This is a genomic window from Methanocaldococcus jannaschii DSM 2661 (genome assembly GCF_000091665.1).
GTDB lineage: Archaea > AGJL01 > Methanococci > Methanococcales > Methanocaldococcaceae > Methanocaldococcus > Methanocaldococcus jannaschii.
Map to the genome: position 1 here is coordinate 276,195 of NC_000909.1, position 18,692 is coordinate 294,886.

The window sequence follows — 18,692 nt, forward strand, 5'->3', positions numbered from 1 at the left end:
ATTAAATATTGATAAAAAAATAATAAAATATGAGGCTCATGATAGAAGTTATAAAGGAGAAAATCGTAGAGAGGAAGCTTTTTAAAAGGAATAGGAATCGATAGAGGTTAAAATCTTAGCAGGGCTTTTATACTACCTCGGATTATCGTTAAGGAAGGTAAGTTTATTCCTTTCCCAATTCGAAGACATAAGCCACGAATCGGTTAGAATTTATTATCACAAGATTAAAGAGGTTTTAAATAGATTTCCAAGTAATAGTAAATTCGATACGGTTGTTAGTTGGATAAAAAGCTTCATAATGTTCTACAATTGGGTGAAATCACTAACTTACAACCTCTCCTATTTATTTCTTTCCTTTCATTGAAATAAATTCCATAACTTTTTTATGAAGTTCTGCAATCATCTTCTTCTTATCTTCCATAAATATCACATCTGATGAAGCTGAAACAACCAAATTGAAGGCAAATGGTGAAGGAGAAGGCAACTCTAAATAATAAATCTTCCTCCTCTTAATTTTTTCAAAATAATCTAAGGCATTATCAATGTCTAAGCTATCCTCTAAAATTTCCCTCAATGTCTCTCTATATAATGGATGATTAACCTCTTTACAGTATTTTAAAAGCATCTCAGCATTAAACTGCTGTCTATCAACGCTGATTTTTCTATTCATATATCTTCTCAAAATCATAAAACCTCTTGTAGCAACATGCCTAAATCTCCTCTTTAAAATCTCACTTCTTTCTATACTCTCTTTTACATTTTTAACAACATCTAAGTTGAAGAGTTCAGTTATATCAGCTCTCTTTATTTTTCTATTTTTTGGTAGTATTAAAGCGAAGCCATAATCATTCACCGATATTCTAACATTACATTTCTTTATTTTTGAGATATAATTAGCAAAGGCCCTTGCTAATGCCTCATTAGCCCTTCTCCCAGCTACAAAGTGAAATATATAGTATCTTCTCTTTTCCTCATCAAAATTCTCTATAAGCACTTTTTCATCATCAGGCACTATTGCAAATTTGTTCTGCTCATCCATATAATTTTTAATTGCCTTAGCTGTTTTTTCATCTATGTCATATTTTTCTCTAATTTCCTCTATATCTGAAGATAAAACTTCCTTTCTAAATTTTTCAATATCTAAAGCCAAGTCATAAGCTAATGGCAACTGCTCAGAAAACCACGCTGGAATTGTTGGCTTTTCATCAAAAACTTCCTTAACTCTAATTTTATTTCCTCTACCTCCTAAGTATTTGTATGTCTTTCCTCCTAAAACAAAAATATCTCCCTTCATCAGCTTTTCAGCAAACTCCTCTTCAACCTCTCCAACGTATTTGCCATCTGCTATAACATCAACCGCTGTCTCATCAGGAATAGTCCCAACATTCATATAATATATAGCCCTAACACTTTTTCCTCTCTTCCCAAATTTGTTATCTTTAAGCCAAATCTTTGCATAGACATTTTTTTCTTCAATTCCACCAGCTAAATAATTTAAAACATCTAAGAAATCTTTTTTACTTAAATCCTTATATGGATAGGCTTTTTTAATTAAATTATAAGCTTCATCAACATCCCAAACCTTCTCTAATGCCATTCCAACCAAATGTTGAGCTAAAACATCCAAACAGTTTTTTGGAATATGAATTCTGTCAATCTTCCCAATTTTTGCATCATAAGCTAAAACTACGTTTTCAACTAAATCATCCCTATCAAATGGAATTATAATCCCCTTACTTTTCTCATGTAACCTATGCCCACTCCTACCAATTCTTTGTAGAGCTCTTGAAACACTCTTTGGTGAGCCGAGAAGAATAACTAAGTCAATACTTCCAATATCTACCCCAAGTTCAAGTGATGTCGATGAGATACAAACCCTAATCTCTCCTTTTTTCAATTTCTCCTCAACTTCTAACCTATGCTCTCTGCTTAAAGATGAGTGGTGTGTTTCAACTTTCTCAACTCCCAACTGCTTCAAATAAAATGCTACTCTTTCAGTAGCACTTCTTGTATTTGTAAAGATCAAGGTTGTTTTATGCTCTTCTATGAGTTTTTTTAATAAATTGTATAATCTTTTACTAATTTCCTCTGAAGGGGTGTAGATAAAATCATCTACTGGAGAGATAACCTTTATCTCAATCTCTTTTTTATAGCTAACATCTACAATATAGCAATCTCTTCCATTACCAACTAAAAATTTGGCAACTTCAGTTAATGGATGAATGGTTGCTGATAAACCAATTCTTATAAAGTTAGCTATCCTATTTAATCTCTCCAAAGAAAGTGAGAGATGAACTCCTCTTTTGTTTGTTAAAGCGTGAATTTCATCAACTATTACATATTTAATTCCACTCAATAACTGGGAGAATTTTGGTGAGTTTAAGGCAATAGCTAATGATTCGGGGGTTGTTATTAAAATGTGAGGGGGCTTTTTTAGCATCCTCTGCTTTTGCGAGCTTGTTGTATCACTTGTTCTTACAGCTACTCTAATTTCATCTAACTCAATACCAATTTCTTTAGCAACATCATAAATCTCTTTTAACGGCTCTTTTAAATTTCTCTCAATATCGTTATTTAAAGCCCTTAGCGGAGATACATAGAGAATATAAATTCTATCTTCCAATTTATTTTCCATTGATAATTTTATTAACTCATTTATTCCTGCTAAAAAAGCTGATAATGTCTTTCCACTCCCAGTAGGTGAGCAAATTAAAACATTCTTCCCTTCATGAATCTCTTTAATTGCATATCTTTGTGGTGGAGTAAAGGTTTTATACTTTCTTTTAAACCATTCTTTTACTGGTTTCTCTAAGATTTCATAGATTTCCTCATCAGAATACTCTTTTTTTAAATACTCTACTCTTCCCATAATCTCCCACTTGTGTAAATGTTAAATTTCCCATTTCTTGCAAAGCCAATTAATAGGATGTTATTTTCCTCTGCCAATTCTATGGCTTTATCTGTTGGTGGGGATTTTGAGATAATAATATTTAAACCACTGTTTATAGCTTTTTTAACAATATCAGATGGAATTCTTCCGCTATATCTCAATATTAACTTATTTAAGTTGTAATTGTTTAATATTGCATAACCAATAACTTTATCAACAGCATTATGTCTCCCAATATCCTCAACAAAAATTATACTATTGCCTTTTAAATCAAACATTGAAGCCCAGTGAAAACTTCCAGTTATTTCCCAATATTTAGCTTTTATTTCATAAGAAATTATCTTTTTAATGATTTCAATGTCTATTTTTATTTCTTTATTATTTTTATTATTTTTAATCTCTCTATCATTCTTTTCTCCAAAGATGTTTATGTTGTTTTTATCAACTTCAACTTTATCAATTTTGTTTAAAAACCCTTCACTTATGGCAAAGCCAACTGCAAACTCATTTAAAAAATTTGGTGACATAGATAAAGATTTAACAAACTCTCCATTGATAAAAATGTTATAGCTTTCTTCAACAGCCACGTAATCTTCCATATCATAAAAATCTCTGCCATTAAACTTTTTTATCTTCACCTTTTTAATCATAATAAACCCCTTAATTGATATATATTAGCATGTTTAAATTTCTATTTAAAATTTTAATTGGTGAAATTATGATAAAACTCCTATATGAAGGGATTTTAATCAGAGAAAATGGAATAATTAAGAAGGCCTCATCTTCATCAACGTTAATTATTACAGACAACAACAATATAATTGTTGATACTTCAACAAAAGATATGGAAAATATTATTATTAAAGGCTTATCTGAACTAAATCTATCTCCAAATGATATAGATGTAGTTATAAACACACATCTCCATTATGACCATATAGAAAACAACCCAATATTTAAAAACGCTACATTTTATGCCTCACCAAAAGAGTTTGGATTTAACGATAACTTTGAAGATTTTAAAAAGTTTAAAGATAAAGAAATTGAGATTATTGAAACTCCTGGACATACCTATGGCTCTATATCGGTTATTTATAAAGATTATGTTGTTGTAGGAGATGCATCTCCTTTAAAAAATAATATACTAAAGATGATTCCTCCAAAGTTGAATGTAGATGAAAAATTAGCTTTAGAGAGTTTAAAGAAAATTAGAAAACTGAGAAAAAATGTTATTACTGGACATGAGGGAATTGTTTATAAGGAAAAATTGTTATGAATTAAAGGATTAAACAAAATATAACCAACAACTTATTTTTTAATAGAAATAGCTATCTATCATCAAATCTTCAATAGTTTTTATTATTTTATTTAGGTGTTCCTCATTTTTAACTCCTTTAGCCCTGAAAATTCCTCCAGTGAAATTCATAGCCATTAATGGAATTTCTATAACTGCTCCATCAACTTCTATGATTCCAAACATCATTTTAGCCCTTTCAACAATTTTCATTTTTGATTTGTCCAACTCTCCACCTATAAATGTCCCCGTAACAAAACCTTTTTTAAAATCCTTAGATTGAATTAAAACCTTGTCTTTTTCTGGGTTAAATTTCTCTACTTCTTTAATCATCTCCTCTTTATCCTCAATCCATTCATAAATCCATTCAGGAACTTTTTGATTCATTGGTTCCATGTAATTAACTATTCTTTTTAATGCCATTACAACAAATTTAAACTCTTTATCTTTTTCTTCAATTCCTTCTATTGCTTCAAAAAATTCATCAATTATGTTATTGGGAAGTTTTTCTTTTTTAAGTATTGAATTGGTTATTTTAATAAAAAAACTGGCATATAAACTTAAATAATCAGTTTTTTCTACCAATTCAGAAAGTATTTTCTCAATTTCTTTAATCTTTTGTAGATTCCCTTTAGCAAAAGCTATAAGAGAAGCCCAATCTAAATAATAAATGGCATCGTCATAATTTCCCTTCTCTTTCTCCTCCAATGCCTTCTTAAATAATGCATTTTCATTTTCAAAGTTCATTTTGTCATCCTTTTGGCGATATTTCATCAATTATTTGATAGTTTTATCTTAACTTTTTAATATTTAAACCTTACTAAGTATTAAAGTTTCTGATAATAATAAAAATAGTAAAAATTTAGTAAATAAAGAACTAATTAATTATGCTTTAAGGAGGAGTTACCATGAAAGCTCTAATTTTATACAAATCCATTCATCATAAAAATACTGAAAAAATAGCTAAGACAATAGCCGATGAGCTAAATGCTGATATCTACAATATTGATAAAGTAAGCCCGGATATAATTGAAAACTATGACCTTATAGGTTTTGGTTCTGGAATTTATTTTGGAAAACATCATAAATCAATATTTAAATTTTTAGATAAGATTAGTAAAACAAATAAAAAAGCCTTTATCTTCTCCACAGCCGGCTTTCCTTTTTTAAAAAGCATGTTCCATAAAGAGCTTAGGGATAAACTTAAAAGTAAGGGATTTGAAATTCTTGGAGAATTTTGCTGTAAAGGTTACCACACCTATGGCATCTTTAAATTATTTGGTGGTTTAAATAAAAATCATCCAAATGAAGATGATATTAAAAAAGCAAAAGAGTTTGCAAAAAGTATTTTAAAAAATTAAAAGAGTTTATGTGTTTTATTCCACATCTCCTCTGTCTTTTCTTGTGATTCCTCCTTCTTCAATCAACTCTAAACCTTCTAAAGGAATAAATCTATCCTCCAATGCCTCTAAGACCTTTGGAACTGTTGTGTATTCCATCATTGTTGCAGGCAATCTGTGTGGTTGGAATGGACCCATTCTTCTTATAATATCTGCCATCTCTAAAGCTTTCTCTCTTGCTTTATCGAATCCTTTATCTGCAAACAAATCGTTAGGACCGATTAACATTCCATCACAAACTTGGAATCCTAAGGCAATAATTCTTGCTGGCCCATCGAATCTTGTAGGTGTTGCATCCTCCTCTCCAACTGGCATTAACGGCCCCCAATGGCTACCTCTCATCCATCCTGGAACGAAGTGTGGGTTGGCAAATGGCTCTAAAACCTCTCCAACTGCTGGGAATCCGCTCTGAGCTCTAACAATAGCTACTGGGTCATCTTTACCAACGTACTCCCCAGCTATGTAGTTTAATTTTTCTGTGCTAACAACAGCAGCTATTTCGTTATCTCTTCTTCTATAAACTCTCTTAATTGCATACTTCTCATAATCTCCAATTAAAGCTAAGAGCATATACATTTCTTCTGGAGTGTCTAAAAAGACCTTTTTGTGTCCAACGACATCATGAACCTCAAATTTGAATCCAGAAATCATTGATGGGTCAAAGACCAAACCAGCTGTGTTGAATGGGTCTGCAAACATCTTGAATAATGGGTAGTTAAATGCTGTTGGGTCTGTTTTGTCGCAACAGAAAACAACTATTGGCTCACTCTTTCTCTCAACAAACTCCATCTCTGCACAACCAGGCCCCATACCTCTAACGTTTCCTGAAAAGCTGTCAGCTAATAAATCCTGTCCAGCTCCATATAACTTTAACTCTTTAGCTACTTTTGTTGCCTCCTCAAAAGCCCTCCATGCTAATCCATGGACTTTTTCATTATCACAACCTAATTTATGGCTCATAATTAAATCAATGTCATCCCCACATCTTGTGACATAATAATCTAATATAATCTCATCAACTGCCTCCTCTAAAACTGCCTCACATGCCTCCAACAACTCATCTGGAGCTAATGTGTGCCCACATAAACCTCCAACATCTGCCTTTATAACACTGATTGTTACTTTGTTGTTTTCCATTCTGCTCACCCTGTTTTTTGAATTTTGTTAAAATCTTTAATATTTATATTTAGTTGGGATAATTAGTATATAAATTTAACTTTAAGTAGTTTCGGGAAATTACGACTATTTAAAACACAAAGGAGATATAAAAATCTAATCCTGTAACTGTTGTCATCTACAACTAATTTAAATATATATGCTTTGAGTGTAAGTTTTGGAAAGCACTATAAAAAAGCTATTTTCTCTCAATAATTTATTATAGATTTTTTATATTTATACTTACTATTCCATTGGTACTTAAAATTCACTACACATTAACTTTATATATAGGAATTATTAGTTATTCTAATAGGGATTAAGTAACATAGGTGATAATAATATGGATCCAAAAATAAGTTATTTTCAAACATTTATAGTTGCAAGTAAAACAAAAAGTTTTTCTAAGGCAGCAAAAAGATTGGGAATTACTCAAGGAACCGTCAGTAATCACATATCAGCACTTGAGAAATACTTCGATGCCCAACTCTTTTTGAGAACTCCTGAGGGAGTTGATTTAACTCCTGAAGGAAAGATATTTTATGAAAGGGCTGAAAAGATTTTAGACTTGTTAAATGAGGCAAAATTGTTGATGAGAGCCATACATGAAAATCCAGAGGGAATTATCAGAATTTATGCCTCTACAACCCCTGGAGAGCATATATTACCATCAATTATTAAGGAGTATAAAAGCTCATACAAAAATGTTGATTTTGAGATTACAATAACTGACTCTGAGAGATGTTTTAAAGCTTTAGATGAAGGATTGGCAGATATAGCAGCAGTTGGTTATCTAAAAAATAAGAATTATGAATATACAATTATAGGTAAAGATAGATTGGTTTTAATTGTCCCACCAAATCATCCACTTGCAGAGAAAGGCACTGCTAAGCTTGAGGATATACTTAAAGAGGATTACATTGATAGAGAGGAGGGTTCTGGAACAAGAGAGGCATTTATAAAGGCTTTAAATGATAAGGGATATTCAATAATGGATTTAAACGTTGTAATGAGGTTGGGTAGTCATTCAGCAGTTATAACTGCAGTTTCTGAAGGTTATGGAGTTAGCGTAGTTTCAGAAATCCCTGCTAAAAAGGCAGAAGATGCTGGATTAATTAAGATAGTTCCAGTTGTAGATTTGGATGTTGTTAGATATTTATATTTAGTTAAAAGTAGAAGACCAAAAAATCCAAGTGCTGTTAAATCATTCTGGGAATTTGTTACAAAGGTTTAAATTAGTGTCTTTTATATTACAAAATGTTTTGAAAGACACTATCGTTTTAAAATTTTATAATCTTTCCAGCATGTAACCTCTCAAAATCTTCTTTGAACTCTTCCATAAACATGTTTTCAGCCTTAAACCCAGTGCAGTGTCCAGTACATATCTTTTTAACGCCCAACTTTTTGAGGGCTTTTATTGTACTTACAATCCTTTCATTGTCGGCATCTATTAAATGGAAACCACCTATAACAGCATAGACCTTATTAATTCCACTTATTTTAATGGATTTTTTCACCATACTAACTATTCCTGGATGAGAACAGCCACTAACGATAATTAAACCTTTTTCAGTAACTATAGCCAATCCTATTTCATCCTCTACATTATCCAAAACTACTCTCCCATTTTCAAGCTTATAGAGACCAATTGTTGGCTTTTTCTCAAAGTTTATTTTTTCTTCATCTTCAATCTCTCCAAGTGTAAAGATACCAGGCATTAATCTTATAGGGTCTCTACTTAAAACCCATCTCCCTCCCAATTTTTCAATATCTTCTTTTAATGTTTTATTAAGAGTTCCAGCAAGCATAAATTCTGGTTCTGTGGCAAAGCTAACCTTAAATATGTTTGGATGGGCAAATATTGGGATTTCTTTGTTAATCTCTTTCATAATGCCAAATAACCCACCAGTATGGTCAAAGTGGTTATGAGAAAGGATTATCATGTCTATACTCTTTGGATTGATGTTTAGAAGTTTCATGTTGAAGAGAATTGGTTCTGCATAAGTTGCTGTATCAAACAGTATTCTCTTTTTAATACCATTGGATTCTACTTCAATTAAAAAAGAAAGGCCATGTTGGCTCCAAAATGGGCTATTATATCCTGCATAATCCTCAGCTAAGGTATAAATCTTTATGTTATCAACTTTTCCAATGTTCATTAACATCCTCCTGCTATATTGATGATTCAGTTTTAAAAATAAAAAAAGATTGTATCATTTCTTTCTTCTTTCAAATTCCTTTAATAATTCTTCAAACTCTATGTTCTTATAAGCCAATAATACCATAGTATGGAATATTAAATCAGCAGCCTCATAAATAATCTCATCTTTCTTGTCATCCTTAGCTGCTAAAATTAATTCAGTAGATTCCTCCCCAATTTTCTCACAGATTTTGTTTATTGCCGTTTTTTTATCATCGGTTGTTAGTTTTGCCACATAAGAACCTTCTGGCTTTTCTTTTATTCTTTGTTTTATAATTTCATAAACTTCCTCTAAAATCATAGATATCCCTTATCCATAGTGTCTTTCAAAACATTTTGTAATAACTAAGGCACTAATGAACACCTTTCTTTGGAAGGCATTCAATTTCATAAAAATTTTTTATAATTTTAGAAGACACTATTCTTCTAATGCCTTCAACCTTTTAACCATTTTAACAGCCGCTTCAACAGCCCTCTTACCGTAATCAACTCTTTCCTGAGCCTGCAACCTTGTCATTCCTGGCCCTGAAATTCCGAGAGTTACTGGTTTATCATATTGTAGAGCTAAATCTGCTATTTTTCTCGCTGCATTATGAACAACTATCTCATCATGTTCTGTCTCTCCCTCAATAACACACCCAATTGTTACAACTGCATCAACATCATCCTTTTCTAACAACTTTTTAACTGCTAAAGGCATATCAAAAACTCCCGGAACAACAATTTTATATTTTACAGTGGCTCCTAAAAATTCAGCATGCTCCTCAGCAACCTTCTCCATCATATATGTTATATCTCTGTTGAACTCAGCAATAACAAACCCAAGATTTACCATCAATACCACCTTTTACTTCAAAGGATTTTTGTTATTTCTATTTAGTTTAATTTTTATTTATAACTTTCTAAGGTTTCAGATAATTTAACGTATCTCAATGCATTCTCTTTTATGCTTTTAATCTCCTCCTCTGTAAGTTCTCTAACAACTCTACCAGGAACACCTAAAACTAAGCTATTTGGTGGAATCTCCTTATTTTGAGTAACTAAGGCATTAGCTCCAATTATACAGTTCTCTCCAATCTTAGCCCCATTTAATATAGTGGCATTCATCCCAACTAAAACGTTATCTTCAATCCTACAACCATGAATAACTGCTCCATGACCTATTGATACATAATCTCCAATTATGGTTGGATACCCCTTAGAGCAATGAACGACACAGCAATCTTGTATATTGGAGTAATTCCCAATTATTATTTTATCTACATCTCCCCTAATAACAGCATTATACCAAACTGATGAATAATCTCCAATAGTCACATCCCCAACAATTACAGCCCCTTTGGCTATCCTTACATTTTTTGAAATCATTATTTCACCAAAAAGTTTTTTATGTTATTTTTAGATATTTATCTTTATACAAACTACATATAACATTTAAAAAAGTATAAAAAATGTGAATGCCCATGAATATTGTTAATATGTTTGGTAAATATATTAAAATAATAAAATGGATTGGTATTGCATCACTAATAGGGATTGTTGGAGGGCTAAGTTCAGTTATTATAGCTATTATCATTGAATATTTTCCAGAAAAGCATAATGTTTTATTAATTCCAATAGTATTTTTTATTGCTGGATTGTTTGTTGATTATATTTATGAACTAAAGGGTTCTGGGATTGACAGGGTTTTAAAAGCTTTGAATACTAATGAAAAATTGACATGGATTCGAGGACTTTTAAAAGTTTTGTTAGCTGGAGCAGTTATAGCTGTTGGAGGTAGTGCTGGAAAGGAAGGGCCGTGTGTGCAGTCAAGCGCCTCTTTTGCAGATGAGCTTTACAGATTATTAAAACTGAAAAATAGAGAGTTGGTTATTATAACTGGAATTGCTGGAGGGTTGGGGGGAGCGTTTTCTGCCCCTTTGGGGACTGCCATATTGGCATGTGAGATTATTGAACATGAGAATTTTAATTACATTAACTTAATTCCTCCAATTATTGCAAGTGTTGTTGGTTATCTAATATTTTATTTAATAACGGGAAGAAAACATTTATTTAACATTACCTTATCCTATACTATCAACATTCACGATTTTCTTTTATTTATCTTAGGAGCTTTTTTCTGCTCTTTAATCGCACACTGCTATATAAAAACATATAGAAAAATATCTTCAACTTTCGATAATCTTAAAATTCCTTACTGCATTAAGACATTGATTGGTGGAATTTTAGTTGCAGTAATAAGTTATTTTATACCAGAAGTTATGGGCATGGGTTTAACATTAACAAAAGAACTGTTTATTATGGAATTTTCTTTGGTATTTTTGGTATTACTATTAATAGGTAAGATATTAGCTACTTCCTTTACTGTTGGCTCTGGAACTCCGGGAGGATTGGTTTTTCCATCGATGTGTATAGGAGCAATTTCTGGAATTATATTTGGAAGTTTAATAGGAGATTGTTCTGCTCCTTATATAGTTTTAGGTATTGCCACAACATTATCTGCTACTACAAATGCTCCATTGGGAGGAGCAGTGTTATGCACAGAGATTTTTGGATTTGATTTTGCAGTTCCAGCTTCTATAGGGGCAGTTATTGGCTACCAGATGACAAAATTGGAGACAATATTCAAATATATAAGGTTCTAAAAATAAAAAATAAAAAAGAGAAATTTGAGAATTTTAATCCATATTTAAAATTCTTTTTAATGTCTCACAATTTGGAATGATAATTTCATCTATCTTATATTCCTCATTCATCATTTCTATAATCGTCATTAAATCTTTTCCAATACAGAGCTCACATTTTATACAGAGCTCATCATCTGTAAGATTTTCATCCTTACAAACTACTCTTAGCTTCATAACCTTCACTAAATTAAAAATTTTGAGTTTATAGTCTTTTTTTGATTGCCTCAACTAATGCCTCCTTTGTAGGAGCTCCAATAAACTCAACATCCCCATTTATTACAATTGTTGGAACTGCCATTATCCCATATTCCATTGCCTTTTGAGGATTCTCCATAACGTTTATGTATTCTACTTCAACAGCATCCGGCATTTCATTTGCTACCTCTTCAACAACTCTTTTAGCTGCAGGACAGTGAGGACACATTGGTGATGTAAAAAGCTCTATCTTTACCTTTGACATACTAACACCTTAAAAACCTCTTAAGTTTATAATAAAAATTTTATCCAAATTTTTATAAATAGTTTTCCAAAAATAGAATATTAAATTATAGGCTAAAAATTAATGACCACATGTCCAAACTTGTCTGAAGTGTTCAATTGCTTCAACAATATCCTTCAATTTCTCTGGTGGGAAAGCTACAACAACTTCTTCTGGCTTAATTCCAGCGTATTTTCTTGAACCGTTACAACCTAAAGTCATGTTAGGAGCTTTTCTTGTATAAACTGCCGCTACAGCATCAGCACACAATGACTGAATTCCTGAGAAATCTGCCTGGAATCTTCCACCTTTATGGTAGAGTATTGCTTGAACTAACCTCAACGCATATAATGGCTCTCCAATAAATACAATTGAGTCTGGAATGAAGTCGGTTTCATCTAATGGAGCATAGACTGTTGCATAAATTTCCTCTTCAACTTTTGGTATTGCATCAACTGTTTTTTTAGCTGCCTCTTCATCTTTAAAGTTTCCTAATTTGACATATAATTTTCCTGTTGCTAATGGTTCTGGTGGGTTTCTAAAGACCCCCATTGCATAAGCTCCTCCCTTACAGAGGTGTTTATCAACTGTTGCATATAATTTTTTTCTTTCTAATCTTGCCATTTGAATCATTTCACAGTGTCTTTTTTCTTCGTCTAATGTTTCATAGCCTTCTGGAATTTCTTCCTTTGATTTTGCCAATTTTACAGCGACAAATGGTTTATCTAACATCATCAATTCCATTAACTTTTTTGCATTTTCTCTTATTTCATTAACATCCATAATCTCACCTGTGAATGGTTGTGTATGTTTTACGAACTATATTATTAACTTCCCCAGTATATATACTTTTCGATTTAATTCCAAATCACAAAAAATTTAAATCATATCATAGCCTTTCACCAAAAACAATAAAAAATCATATGAATTAGAAGTATAAGCAGAAAAATATAACTTTAACACATATGCTCAAAATTAGTTATAGAATCATCAACATAAGTTCTCTTGCTATTTTAGCAGCGGTTATTGCTGTAATATTGGCAATATCATAAATCGGAGAAACTTCAACTATATCAAAACCAATAATTTTATCTTTAACCTCTTCTAATAAATATAAAGAGTTAAAAAGTTCTCTTGTTGAAAATCCACAGGGTTCTGGAGTTCCAGTTCCTGGAGCATAGGCAGGGTCTAACACATCGATATCTATAGTTACATATATTGGCTTGTCTAAGCTCTTTATATATTCTAAATCATCCTTATTCATTAGATCCATCTTTAGATAGAGGTTGTTTTTCCTTGCAAGGTCCCATTCCTCTTTATCTCCACTTCTAATTCCAAATTGGAATATATTTTTGGTTAGCTCATAAACTCTCCTCATAACACACGCATGAGAGAGCTTATTACCCAAATATTCATCTCTCAAATCACAATGGGCATCAAATTGAATAACAATAAAATCATCATAGATGTCTTTTACAGCTTTGATTATTGGATAAGTTATAGAATGCTCTCCTCCAAAAACAATGATTTTTTTATTTTCTTTTAATATTTCCCTTGAGACTGAGTGAATTGTGCCAAATATTTCTTCTTGACTTCCATACAAATCTAAATCTTTTAAATCACAGTATTTTAATTCTGCCAAATCTCTATCTAAAATTGGGCTGTATGTTTCTAAACCCCATGATGCTGTTCTTATAGCGTTTCCTCCCTCTCTCGCTCCCGGTTTAAATGAGGTTGTTTCATCATAGGGAATTGAAAATATAACTCCCTCAGCTTCTTCATAAGGACAATTTGCCATCATAAATTTAGATAAATCAATAAAGTGCTCCTCCATTTAACCACCTCAACAAAGAAAATATACTAAAAGAAGAATAAAAACCATAGCACATATAAAAATATATATCCTAATCATTAAAAATAAAAAAGATTGTTTAAAATTTGATAAATTTAATTTTTTTATTTTTTAGAACATTGCTTTTATCTTATCTGCCGCTCTTTTCATTGTTATTCTAATTAAACCCAAATTAACTTTTGCGTCAGTTAAGACTACTAAAATTCCCTCTCCTGCATCGACCATTAGGGTTTTACCGTGCTCTCCTTCAATCATTGTTTGTTCTAAAGTACCCATTCCAATTTCTGCTGCTGTTCTTTCAGCAGCCCCAAATGCTGCTGAAGCCATAGCCCCAACTAACTCAGCATCAACACTCCCAGGCAATTGAGAGGCAATAACTAAACCATCCTTACCAACAACCATAGAACCCTTAATACCCTCAGTCTTATTCAACTCCAACAAAACCCTATCAATCATACTATCCCATTTTTATTTCTTTCCATTTTTTATTTCAACTTATTTTATTATTTCTTGTATTATTGGAATAATTTTATGTAAGATGTCATTATTGGCTTTGAATAGTATTGTTAATATTTCATTATCTTTAGGGATTAATATTATTCCATCGTCCTTAACTTTAATAAAAACACATTCTGTCTTTTCGTTATATATATCTTTTATTACTTCAGAAATACTGTTCAAAATGATAGATAATCTTGCCCCTAAGCTTTCCATATTTGAATCTTCTGACAAACTGGAATATTCAACTAATCCATCATTTTTTATTAATAAAACTCCATGAATATAATCTAAATCTTTTAATTCTTCAAGAATTTCTTTTTGAATCATAACTATGCCTCCTTTAATTAGATAGAGACTTTCATATAATAAATACTTTGTTGTTACGTGATAACACCTTATAGGAGTATATATAGAATTATATATAAGAGCATTATGGTGATTTCTAAAAAAATATTATTTGTGGTATTTATATACCCCCTATACATAGGAGCATTAAGAATTTTAACATTTTGAAAACCATCATAAATTTCAGAATTCAATATTATATAAATTTAGTAGAAAGTTGAAAGATTATAAACTCCCTACTTCTTTTATTTCAACAATCAATGTCTCTCCATTAACTGGAAGTTTTGTATTTACATTAATTCTTGCCTTTGTATTTCCGTCTTTTCTTTCTCTTAGGACTCTTCTAACTATGGAAGCAGCTAATAAACCCTCTGGGCTTAACGGGAACTCTTTTAATCCTCTATCGATTAAAATTTTATGGACAGGAGCAAATAAAGAACCTTTTATATACAATTTGTAAATTACCATGTTATCTTTTATATTTTTTTCAATTTTTACATCTTTAGCAATCCCTAACTCCAAGAACGCATTTTTTAACAACTCTTCAACATTTTCTAATTCATAACTTGCTTGCCCACTGCCTAAAATTTCATCGACCATTGCACTTAAAACTTCTCCAATTTCTGATAGTAAGATTTGAGTCATAGCTCCTGCTCCACTACCTAAGGTTTTTGCTAACGCTATGCTATAGCCAGTTACTAAAGAGTTCATTAAAGGAATCATTCTCTCAGCTGTTCTATTTGCCATATTCTCAACTCCTGTATTTGTCAATAATTCATGTGCTTGACTCATGTATCTCCCCTCCATAGTCCCTCCACCTTTCGGAGGATTGATTCCCTTGGACATCTAAACACTTAATATATAAACTGTGAAAGTCCTATAGAGAGACTTTAATAATGTATAGTTTGTTAATAATATGAGTTAATATAATCGACTATATAAAATTTTTGGTTTTTCCGATTTTTTTGGATTTTTCGGGGGGGGGGGGGGGGGGGGGGSGGAATTTTTTTTATAGGATAATTATGTAAGATATCGAAAAAATACAAATTTTTATAAAATATTGAACAAGTTGGATTTACATTTATATATTATATGAATGTATTATAGTTTTTACTTTTATAAAATACATGTTTAAAACCCCTTACTATAAAAAGTCCTATACACCATATTTCTCTGCAAAATCGCAGAAATAAATATTTTAGAGAATATTGGTGCCCTTTGGACATCTAAATTCCTTAGTTATATAAAAACTGCGAAAGTCCTATTTGAACGCCTTCTTATTAAAGACGTTTATATATTTATTCTAAGATGTTCTGCAAGGAACTATTAATACGTCGTATCGTATTTTTATCTTTTTCGTTCTGGATTTTTGTCATATTTTACATATAATGTAATAAAGAATGTGCAAGTATATATTAACTCTCTGACGATTTTTAGATATTTTCAAAAATCAACCATATAGATAGTCAAACACATATTTAAAAATATTTAAAAATAAAATGGTTAAAATGGTAAAAATTCGAAATGAGTGTATAAATAAAAAAGACGAAAATAAAATTATTCAAGAGCTTTTTTAACAGCATCTTTTAAAAATTTAGGTGCTGCTAAAAATATTCCCTTATGGACTTCTTCATCATAGTATTTAGTTTCCATATCTTTTAAAGCTTCTTTTATTCTTGCCTCATCAACTTCTAATGGGTTGTATTTTTTAGATGCTAATGTAAAGCTCCAGAATCCACTTGGATATGTTGGCATTGGGTAGGTGTATGGCATAATTATCTTAAATCCAGCATCTTTTAAATATCTGCAGATATTTTGTATCAAATCTAAGTTATACAATGGACTCTCTGATTGCTGAACCATAATTCCATCATCATTTAAACATTTAAACACATTTTTATAAAATTCTTTCTCAAAAAGCCCCTTAGCAGGCCCAACAGGGTCTGGACAATCAACAATAATCACATCATACTTCTTCTCTGTTTCAGCAACATACTTAATTCCATCTGTTATTATCAAATTTACCTTCTCATTATCAATTTCACAGCTCAATTTTGGCATATACTTTTTACAAGCTTCAATAACCTTTTCATCCAACTCTACAAAATCCACTGTTTCAACTGATTTATGCTTAACAACTTCCCTAACAGTCCCTCCATCCCCTCCTCCAATAACCAAAACATTCCTTGGATTTGGATGGGTGAAAAGAGGTATGTGGGATATTAATTCATGATAAATAAATTCATCTCTCTCTGTTGTCTGAAAAGTGTTATCTAAAATTAATGCCTTCCCAAAATCATAGGTGTCAATAATCTCTATCTCTTGAAATCCTGATTTCTCCCTATATAAGATATCCTTAACTCTAACTGAAAGAGCTACATTGTTGTTATGATACTCTGTAAACCAAATATGGCATTTAAAATCATTATTTTGATTCACTCTACATCACCTTATTTATTTTAGGAGGTGTAAATATAATAGTTATAAATGGAGTAATGTTAATTAAACCTTTTGTCTATAAAAATTTTTGCATGGTGCTATTTATGGGTAAGAAAAATCCTAAAATTGATGATTTGAAATTTTGGAATTATATAAAAAGGGATATTCTGCAAGAACGATTGCAAAAATATTGGGATGTAGTAAATCAACAGTATGTTACAGATTATATAAATTAGGTATAACTCCAAGAAGAGGTTTAGATTTGAATCCTCAAGAAATTATTAAGTTATATCAAAATGGATATACAACTACTGAAATAGCAAAGATTATGAAGTGTAGCCATGAAACGATAAGAAGAATTCTAAGAAATAATAATATCGATATTAGAAAATCATCTGAAAGCTTAATAATCAAAAATACGAAAAAAATAAATTTAAATCCTTCAGAATCGTTAGCTTACATATTGGGAGTTTTAAATGGAGATGGAAGTGTAAATAAGCAGGAAAGTAATTATGTGATTGAATTAAAAGTTACAGATAAGGATTTTATAGAAGAATTTAAAAGAAATCTTGAAAACATTGGCTTCAAATACATAAATGAATATGTTAGGAAATTTGAAAATAAAAAAGACCAATATGTTGTAAGAGTTCGTTCAAAAGGTTTCTATTATTGGTATAAAAGTCTTAATGTAGATTACTATATGAATGTAATTGGAAATAACGAAAAACTAATGATTTCTTGGCTAAAAGGATTTTATGATTCCGAGGGTTCAGTTGTAATAAACAAAAAAGGAAATTATGTATATAAATATGTCAGTATAGCGAACACTAACAGGAATCTAATTGATGTTTGTTGTAGTTTCTTAGAGAAATTAGGAATTGAGTATTCAGTTTATTGTGAGAAAAATAACAGATATAAATCTGGATACCTCTGAAGAATATACATAAAATCCAACTCTTTAGAAAAATTTAAAAAATTAATCAACTTTAGAATTGAAAGAAAAGCTAAAAAGCTTATTTAAGTTCAAAAGTCCCATTTTCCATTAATCCTCTTTTTAAATCAATTATTTGTATTGATTTTGGTTTTAAAAACTCTCTTATAACTTCTAATGCCTTGTATGGGTCTGTATGCTCTCCACAGGTAAATACATCCAAGGCGGCATAGCCATACTCAGGGTAGGTATGTATTGCTATATGACTTTCCGCGAGCACAGCAACTCCTGTAGCTCCTTGAGGAGAGAATTTGTGAGTTCTTACACAAATTAAAGTAGCTCCACATGCTTTTACACTATCTACTAACATCTTTTCTATGCCCTCAATATCGTCCAATGCCTTTGGGTCGCAACCCCATAACTCTAATATTAAGTGTTTCCCTAAGTATTTTAACATGCTTTCACCTCCAAATTTGGTAAATAAAAACAAATTAATGTAAGAAACTTTTAGAAAGTAAAA

The 18,692-nt window shown here is 31.1% G+C and carries 22 protein-coding genes and 1 pseudogene; 6 read left to right on the plus strand and 17 right to left on the minus strand.

All coding sequences use genetic code 11. The features are described 5' to 3' along the window. Positions 1-29 precede the first annotated feature (29 nt). Positions 30-364 (plus strand): annotated as a pseudogene (locus MJ_RS09300) (hypothetical protein). Here MJ_RS09300 and MJ_RS01555 read toward each other — a convergent pair. Together MJ_RS01555 and fdhD are read right to left on the minus strand one after the other, a co-directional pair. Then, positions 344-2,869 carry an ATP-dependent helicase gene (locus MJ_RS01555; RefSeq protein ID WP_010869792.1) on the minus strand — a complete coding sequence of 842 codons (2,526 nt, stop codon included), beginning with the start codon at positions 2,867-2,869 and terminating at the stop codon, positions 344-346. The pseudogene MJ_RS09300 and the gene MJ_RS01555 sit on opposite strands and share 21 nt — an antisense overlap. Then, on the minus strand, positions 2,857-3,540 hold the full coding sequence (fdhD, locus tag MJ_RS01560) for a formate dehydrogenase accessory sulfurtransferase FdhD (RefSeq protein ID WP_010869793.1): 684 nt from the start codon (positions 3,538-3,540) through the stop codon (positions 2,857-2,859). Before fdhD ends, MJ_RS01555 begins: the two co-directional genes overlap by 13 nt. A 68-nt stretch (positions 3,541-3,608) precedes the next feature. On the opposite strand from fdhD, the gene MJ_RS01565 reads away from it, so the two are divergent. Further along, complete coding sequence (locus MJ_RS01565; protein ID WP_064496456.1) at positions 3,609-4,166, plus strand: MBL fold metallo-hydrolase; 558 nt, start codon at positions 3,609-3,611, stop codon at positions 4,164-4,166. A 39-nt stretch (positions 4,167-4,205) separates the two neighbouring features. Here MJ_RS01565 and MJ_RS01570 read toward each other — a convergent pair whose 3' ends face one another. Next, positions 4,206-4,931, minus strand: a complete 726-nt coding sequence (locus MJ_RS01570; RefSeq protein ID WP_244409442.1) for a hypothetical protein — start codon at positions 4,929-4,931, stop codon at positions 4,206-4,208. 161 nt (positions 4,932-5,092) lie between these two features. On the opposite strand from MJ_RS01570, the gene MJ_RS01575 reads away from it, so the two are divergent. After that, entirely contained in the window at positions 5,093-5,545 is a 453-nt protein-coding gene (locus tag MJ_RS01575; protein WP_010869796.1) for a flavodoxin family protein, read from the plus strand. Positions 5,546-5,560: 15 nt separating this feature from the next. Here the strand turns inward: MJ_RS01575 and fbp are convergent, their stop codons facing one another. Beyond that, positions 5,561-6,721, minus strand: coding sequence for a fructose-1,6-bisphosphate aldolase/phosphatase (gene fbp / locus MJ_RS01580; RefSeq protein WP_064496457.1), 1,161 nt, complete (start codon positions 6,719-6,721; stop codon positions 5,561-5,563). A 361-nt stretch (positions 6,722-7,082) separates the two neighbouring features. On the opposite strand from fbp, the gene MJ_RS01585 reads away from it, so the two are divergent. Next, positions 7,083-7,973: a selenium metabolism-associated LysR family transcriptional regulator gene (locus MJ_RS01585; protein WP_010869798.1), complete on the plus strand. Its 891-nt coding sequence runs from the start codon at positions 7,083-7,085 to the stop codon at positions 7,971-7,973. Between the two features lie 46 nt (positions 7,974-8,019). Here the strand turns inward: MJ_RS01585 and MJ_RS01590 are convergent, their stop codons facing one another. The 4 genes from MJ_RS01590 to MJ_RS01605 all read right to left on the minus strand — a co-directional run bounded on the left by MJ_RS01590 (position 8,020) and on the right by MJ_RS01605 (position 10,307). Beyond that, a complete protein-coding gene (locus tag MJ_RS01590) occupies positions 8,020-8,904 on the minus strand; it encodes a 7,8-dihydropterin-6-methyl-4-(beta-D-ribofuranosyl)-aminobenzene-5'-phosphate synthase (RefSeq protein WP_010869799.1) in 885 nt (294 codons plus the stop codon). Between the two features lie 48 nt (positions 8,905-8,952). Then, positions 8,953-9,240 (minus strand): phosphoribosyl-ATP diphosphatase, encoded by a 288-nt coding sequence (hisE, locus tag MJ_RS01595; protein ID WP_010869800.1) that lies wholly within the window; start codon positions 9,238-9,240, stop codon positions 8,953-8,955. A gap of 117 nt (positions 9,241-9,357) precedes the next feature. After that, positions 9,358-9,774: a 6,7-dimethyl-8-ribityllumazine synthase gene (ribH, locus tag MJ_RS01600; RefSeq protein ID WP_064496458.1), complete on the minus strand. Its 417-nt coding sequence runs from the start codon at positions 9,772-9,774 to the stop codon at positions 9,358-9,360. Positions 9,775-9,827: 53 nt separating this feature from the next. Then, on the minus strand, positions 9,828-10,307 hold the full coding sequence (locus tag MJ_RS01605; protein WP_010869802.1) for a gamma carbonic anhydrase family protein: 480 nt from the start codon (positions 10,305-10,307) through the stop codon (positions 9,828-9,830). 89 nt (positions 10,308-10,396) lie between these two features. On the opposite strand from MJ_RS01605, the gene MJ_RS01610 reads away from it, so the two are divergent. After that, positions 10,397-11,584, plus strand: coding sequence for a chloride channel protein (locus MJ_RS01610; RefSeq protein ID WP_010869803.1), 1,188 nt, complete (start codon positions 10,397-10,399; stop codon positions 11,582-11,584). 33 nt (positions 11,585-11,617) lie between these two features. Here the strand turns inward: MJ_RS01610 and MJ_RS01615 are convergent, their stop codons facing one another. The 8 genes from MJ_RS01615 to speE all read right to left on the minus strand — a co-directional run bounded on the left by MJ_RS01615 (position 11,618) and on the right by speE (position 17,241). Then, positions 11,618-11,800 carry a hypothetical protein gene (locus MJ_RS01615; protein ID WP_064496460.1) on the minus strand — a complete coding sequence of 61 codons (183 nt, stop codon included), beginning with the start codon at positions 11,798-11,800 and terminating at the stop codon, positions 11,618-11,620. A gap of 28 nt (positions 11,801-11,828) precedes the next feature. Then, positions 11,829-12,086 (minus strand): MJ0307 family thioredoxin, encoded by a 258-nt coding sequence (locus MJ_RS01620; protein ID WP_010869805.1) that lies wholly within the window; start codon positions 12,084-12,086, stop codon positions 11,829-11,831. 99 nt (positions 12,087-12,185) lie between these two features. Continuing rightward, the gene (locus MJ_RS01625) at positions 12,186-12,887 is read right to left on the minus strand and encodes a DUF169 domain-containing protein (protein ID WP_010869806.1); all 702 of its coding nucleotides are present in this window, start codon (positions 12,885-12,887) and stop codon (positions 12,186-12,188) included. 196 nt (positions 12,888-13,083) lie between these two features. Beyond that, entirely contained in the window at positions 13,084-13,938 is an 855-nt protein-coding gene (speB, locus tag MJ_RS01630) for an agmatinase (protein ID WP_010869807.1), read from the minus strand. 129 nt (positions 13,939-14,067) lie between these two features. Beyond that, a complete protein-coding gene (locus MJ_RS01635) occupies positions 14,068-14,412 on the minus strand; it encodes a roadblock/LC7 domain-containing protein (protein WP_010869808.1) in 345 nt (114 codons plus the stop codon). Positions 14,413-14,451: 39 nt separating this feature from the next. Continuing rightward, on the minus strand, positions 14,452-14,784 hold the full coding sequence (locus MJ_RS01640) for a roadblock/LC7 domain-containing protein (RefSeq protein ID WP_010869809.1): 333 nt from the start codon (positions 14,782-14,784) through the stop codon (positions 14,452-14,454). 243 nt (positions 14,785-15,027) lie between these two features. After that, positions 15,028-15,648, minus strand: coding sequence for a hypothetical protein (locus tag MJ_RS01645; RefSeq protein ID WP_010869810.1), 621 nt, complete (start codon positions 15,646-15,648; stop codon positions 15,028-15,030). A gap of 711 nt (positions 15,649-16,359) precedes the next feature. Next, positions 16,360-17,241: a spermidine synthase gene (gene speE, locus MJ_RS01650; RefSeq protein WP_010869811.1), complete on the minus strand. Its 882-nt coding sequence runs from the start codon at positions 17,239-17,241 to the stop codon at positions 16,360-16,362. A 142-nt stretch (positions 17,242-17,383) separates the two neighbouring features. On the opposite strand from speE, the gene MJ_RS01655 reads away from it, so the two are divergent. Next, a complete protein-coding gene (locus MJ_RS01655; RefSeq protein ID WP_010869812.1) occupies positions 17,384-18,175 on the plus strand; it encodes an LAGLIDADG family homing endonuclease in 792 nt (263 codons plus the stop codon). Positions 18,176-18,254: 79 nt separating this feature from the next. Here the strand turns inward: MJ_RS01655 and speD are convergent, their stop codons facing one another. Continuing rightward, positions 18,255-18,629 carry an adenosylmethionine decarboxylase gene (speD, locus tag MJ_RS01660; protein ID WP_064496461.1) on the minus strand — a complete coding sequence of 125 codons (375 nt, stop codon included), beginning with the start codon at positions 18,627-18,629 and terminating at the stop codon, positions 18,255-18,257. Between the last annotated feature and the right edge of the window lie 63 nt (positions 18,630-18,692).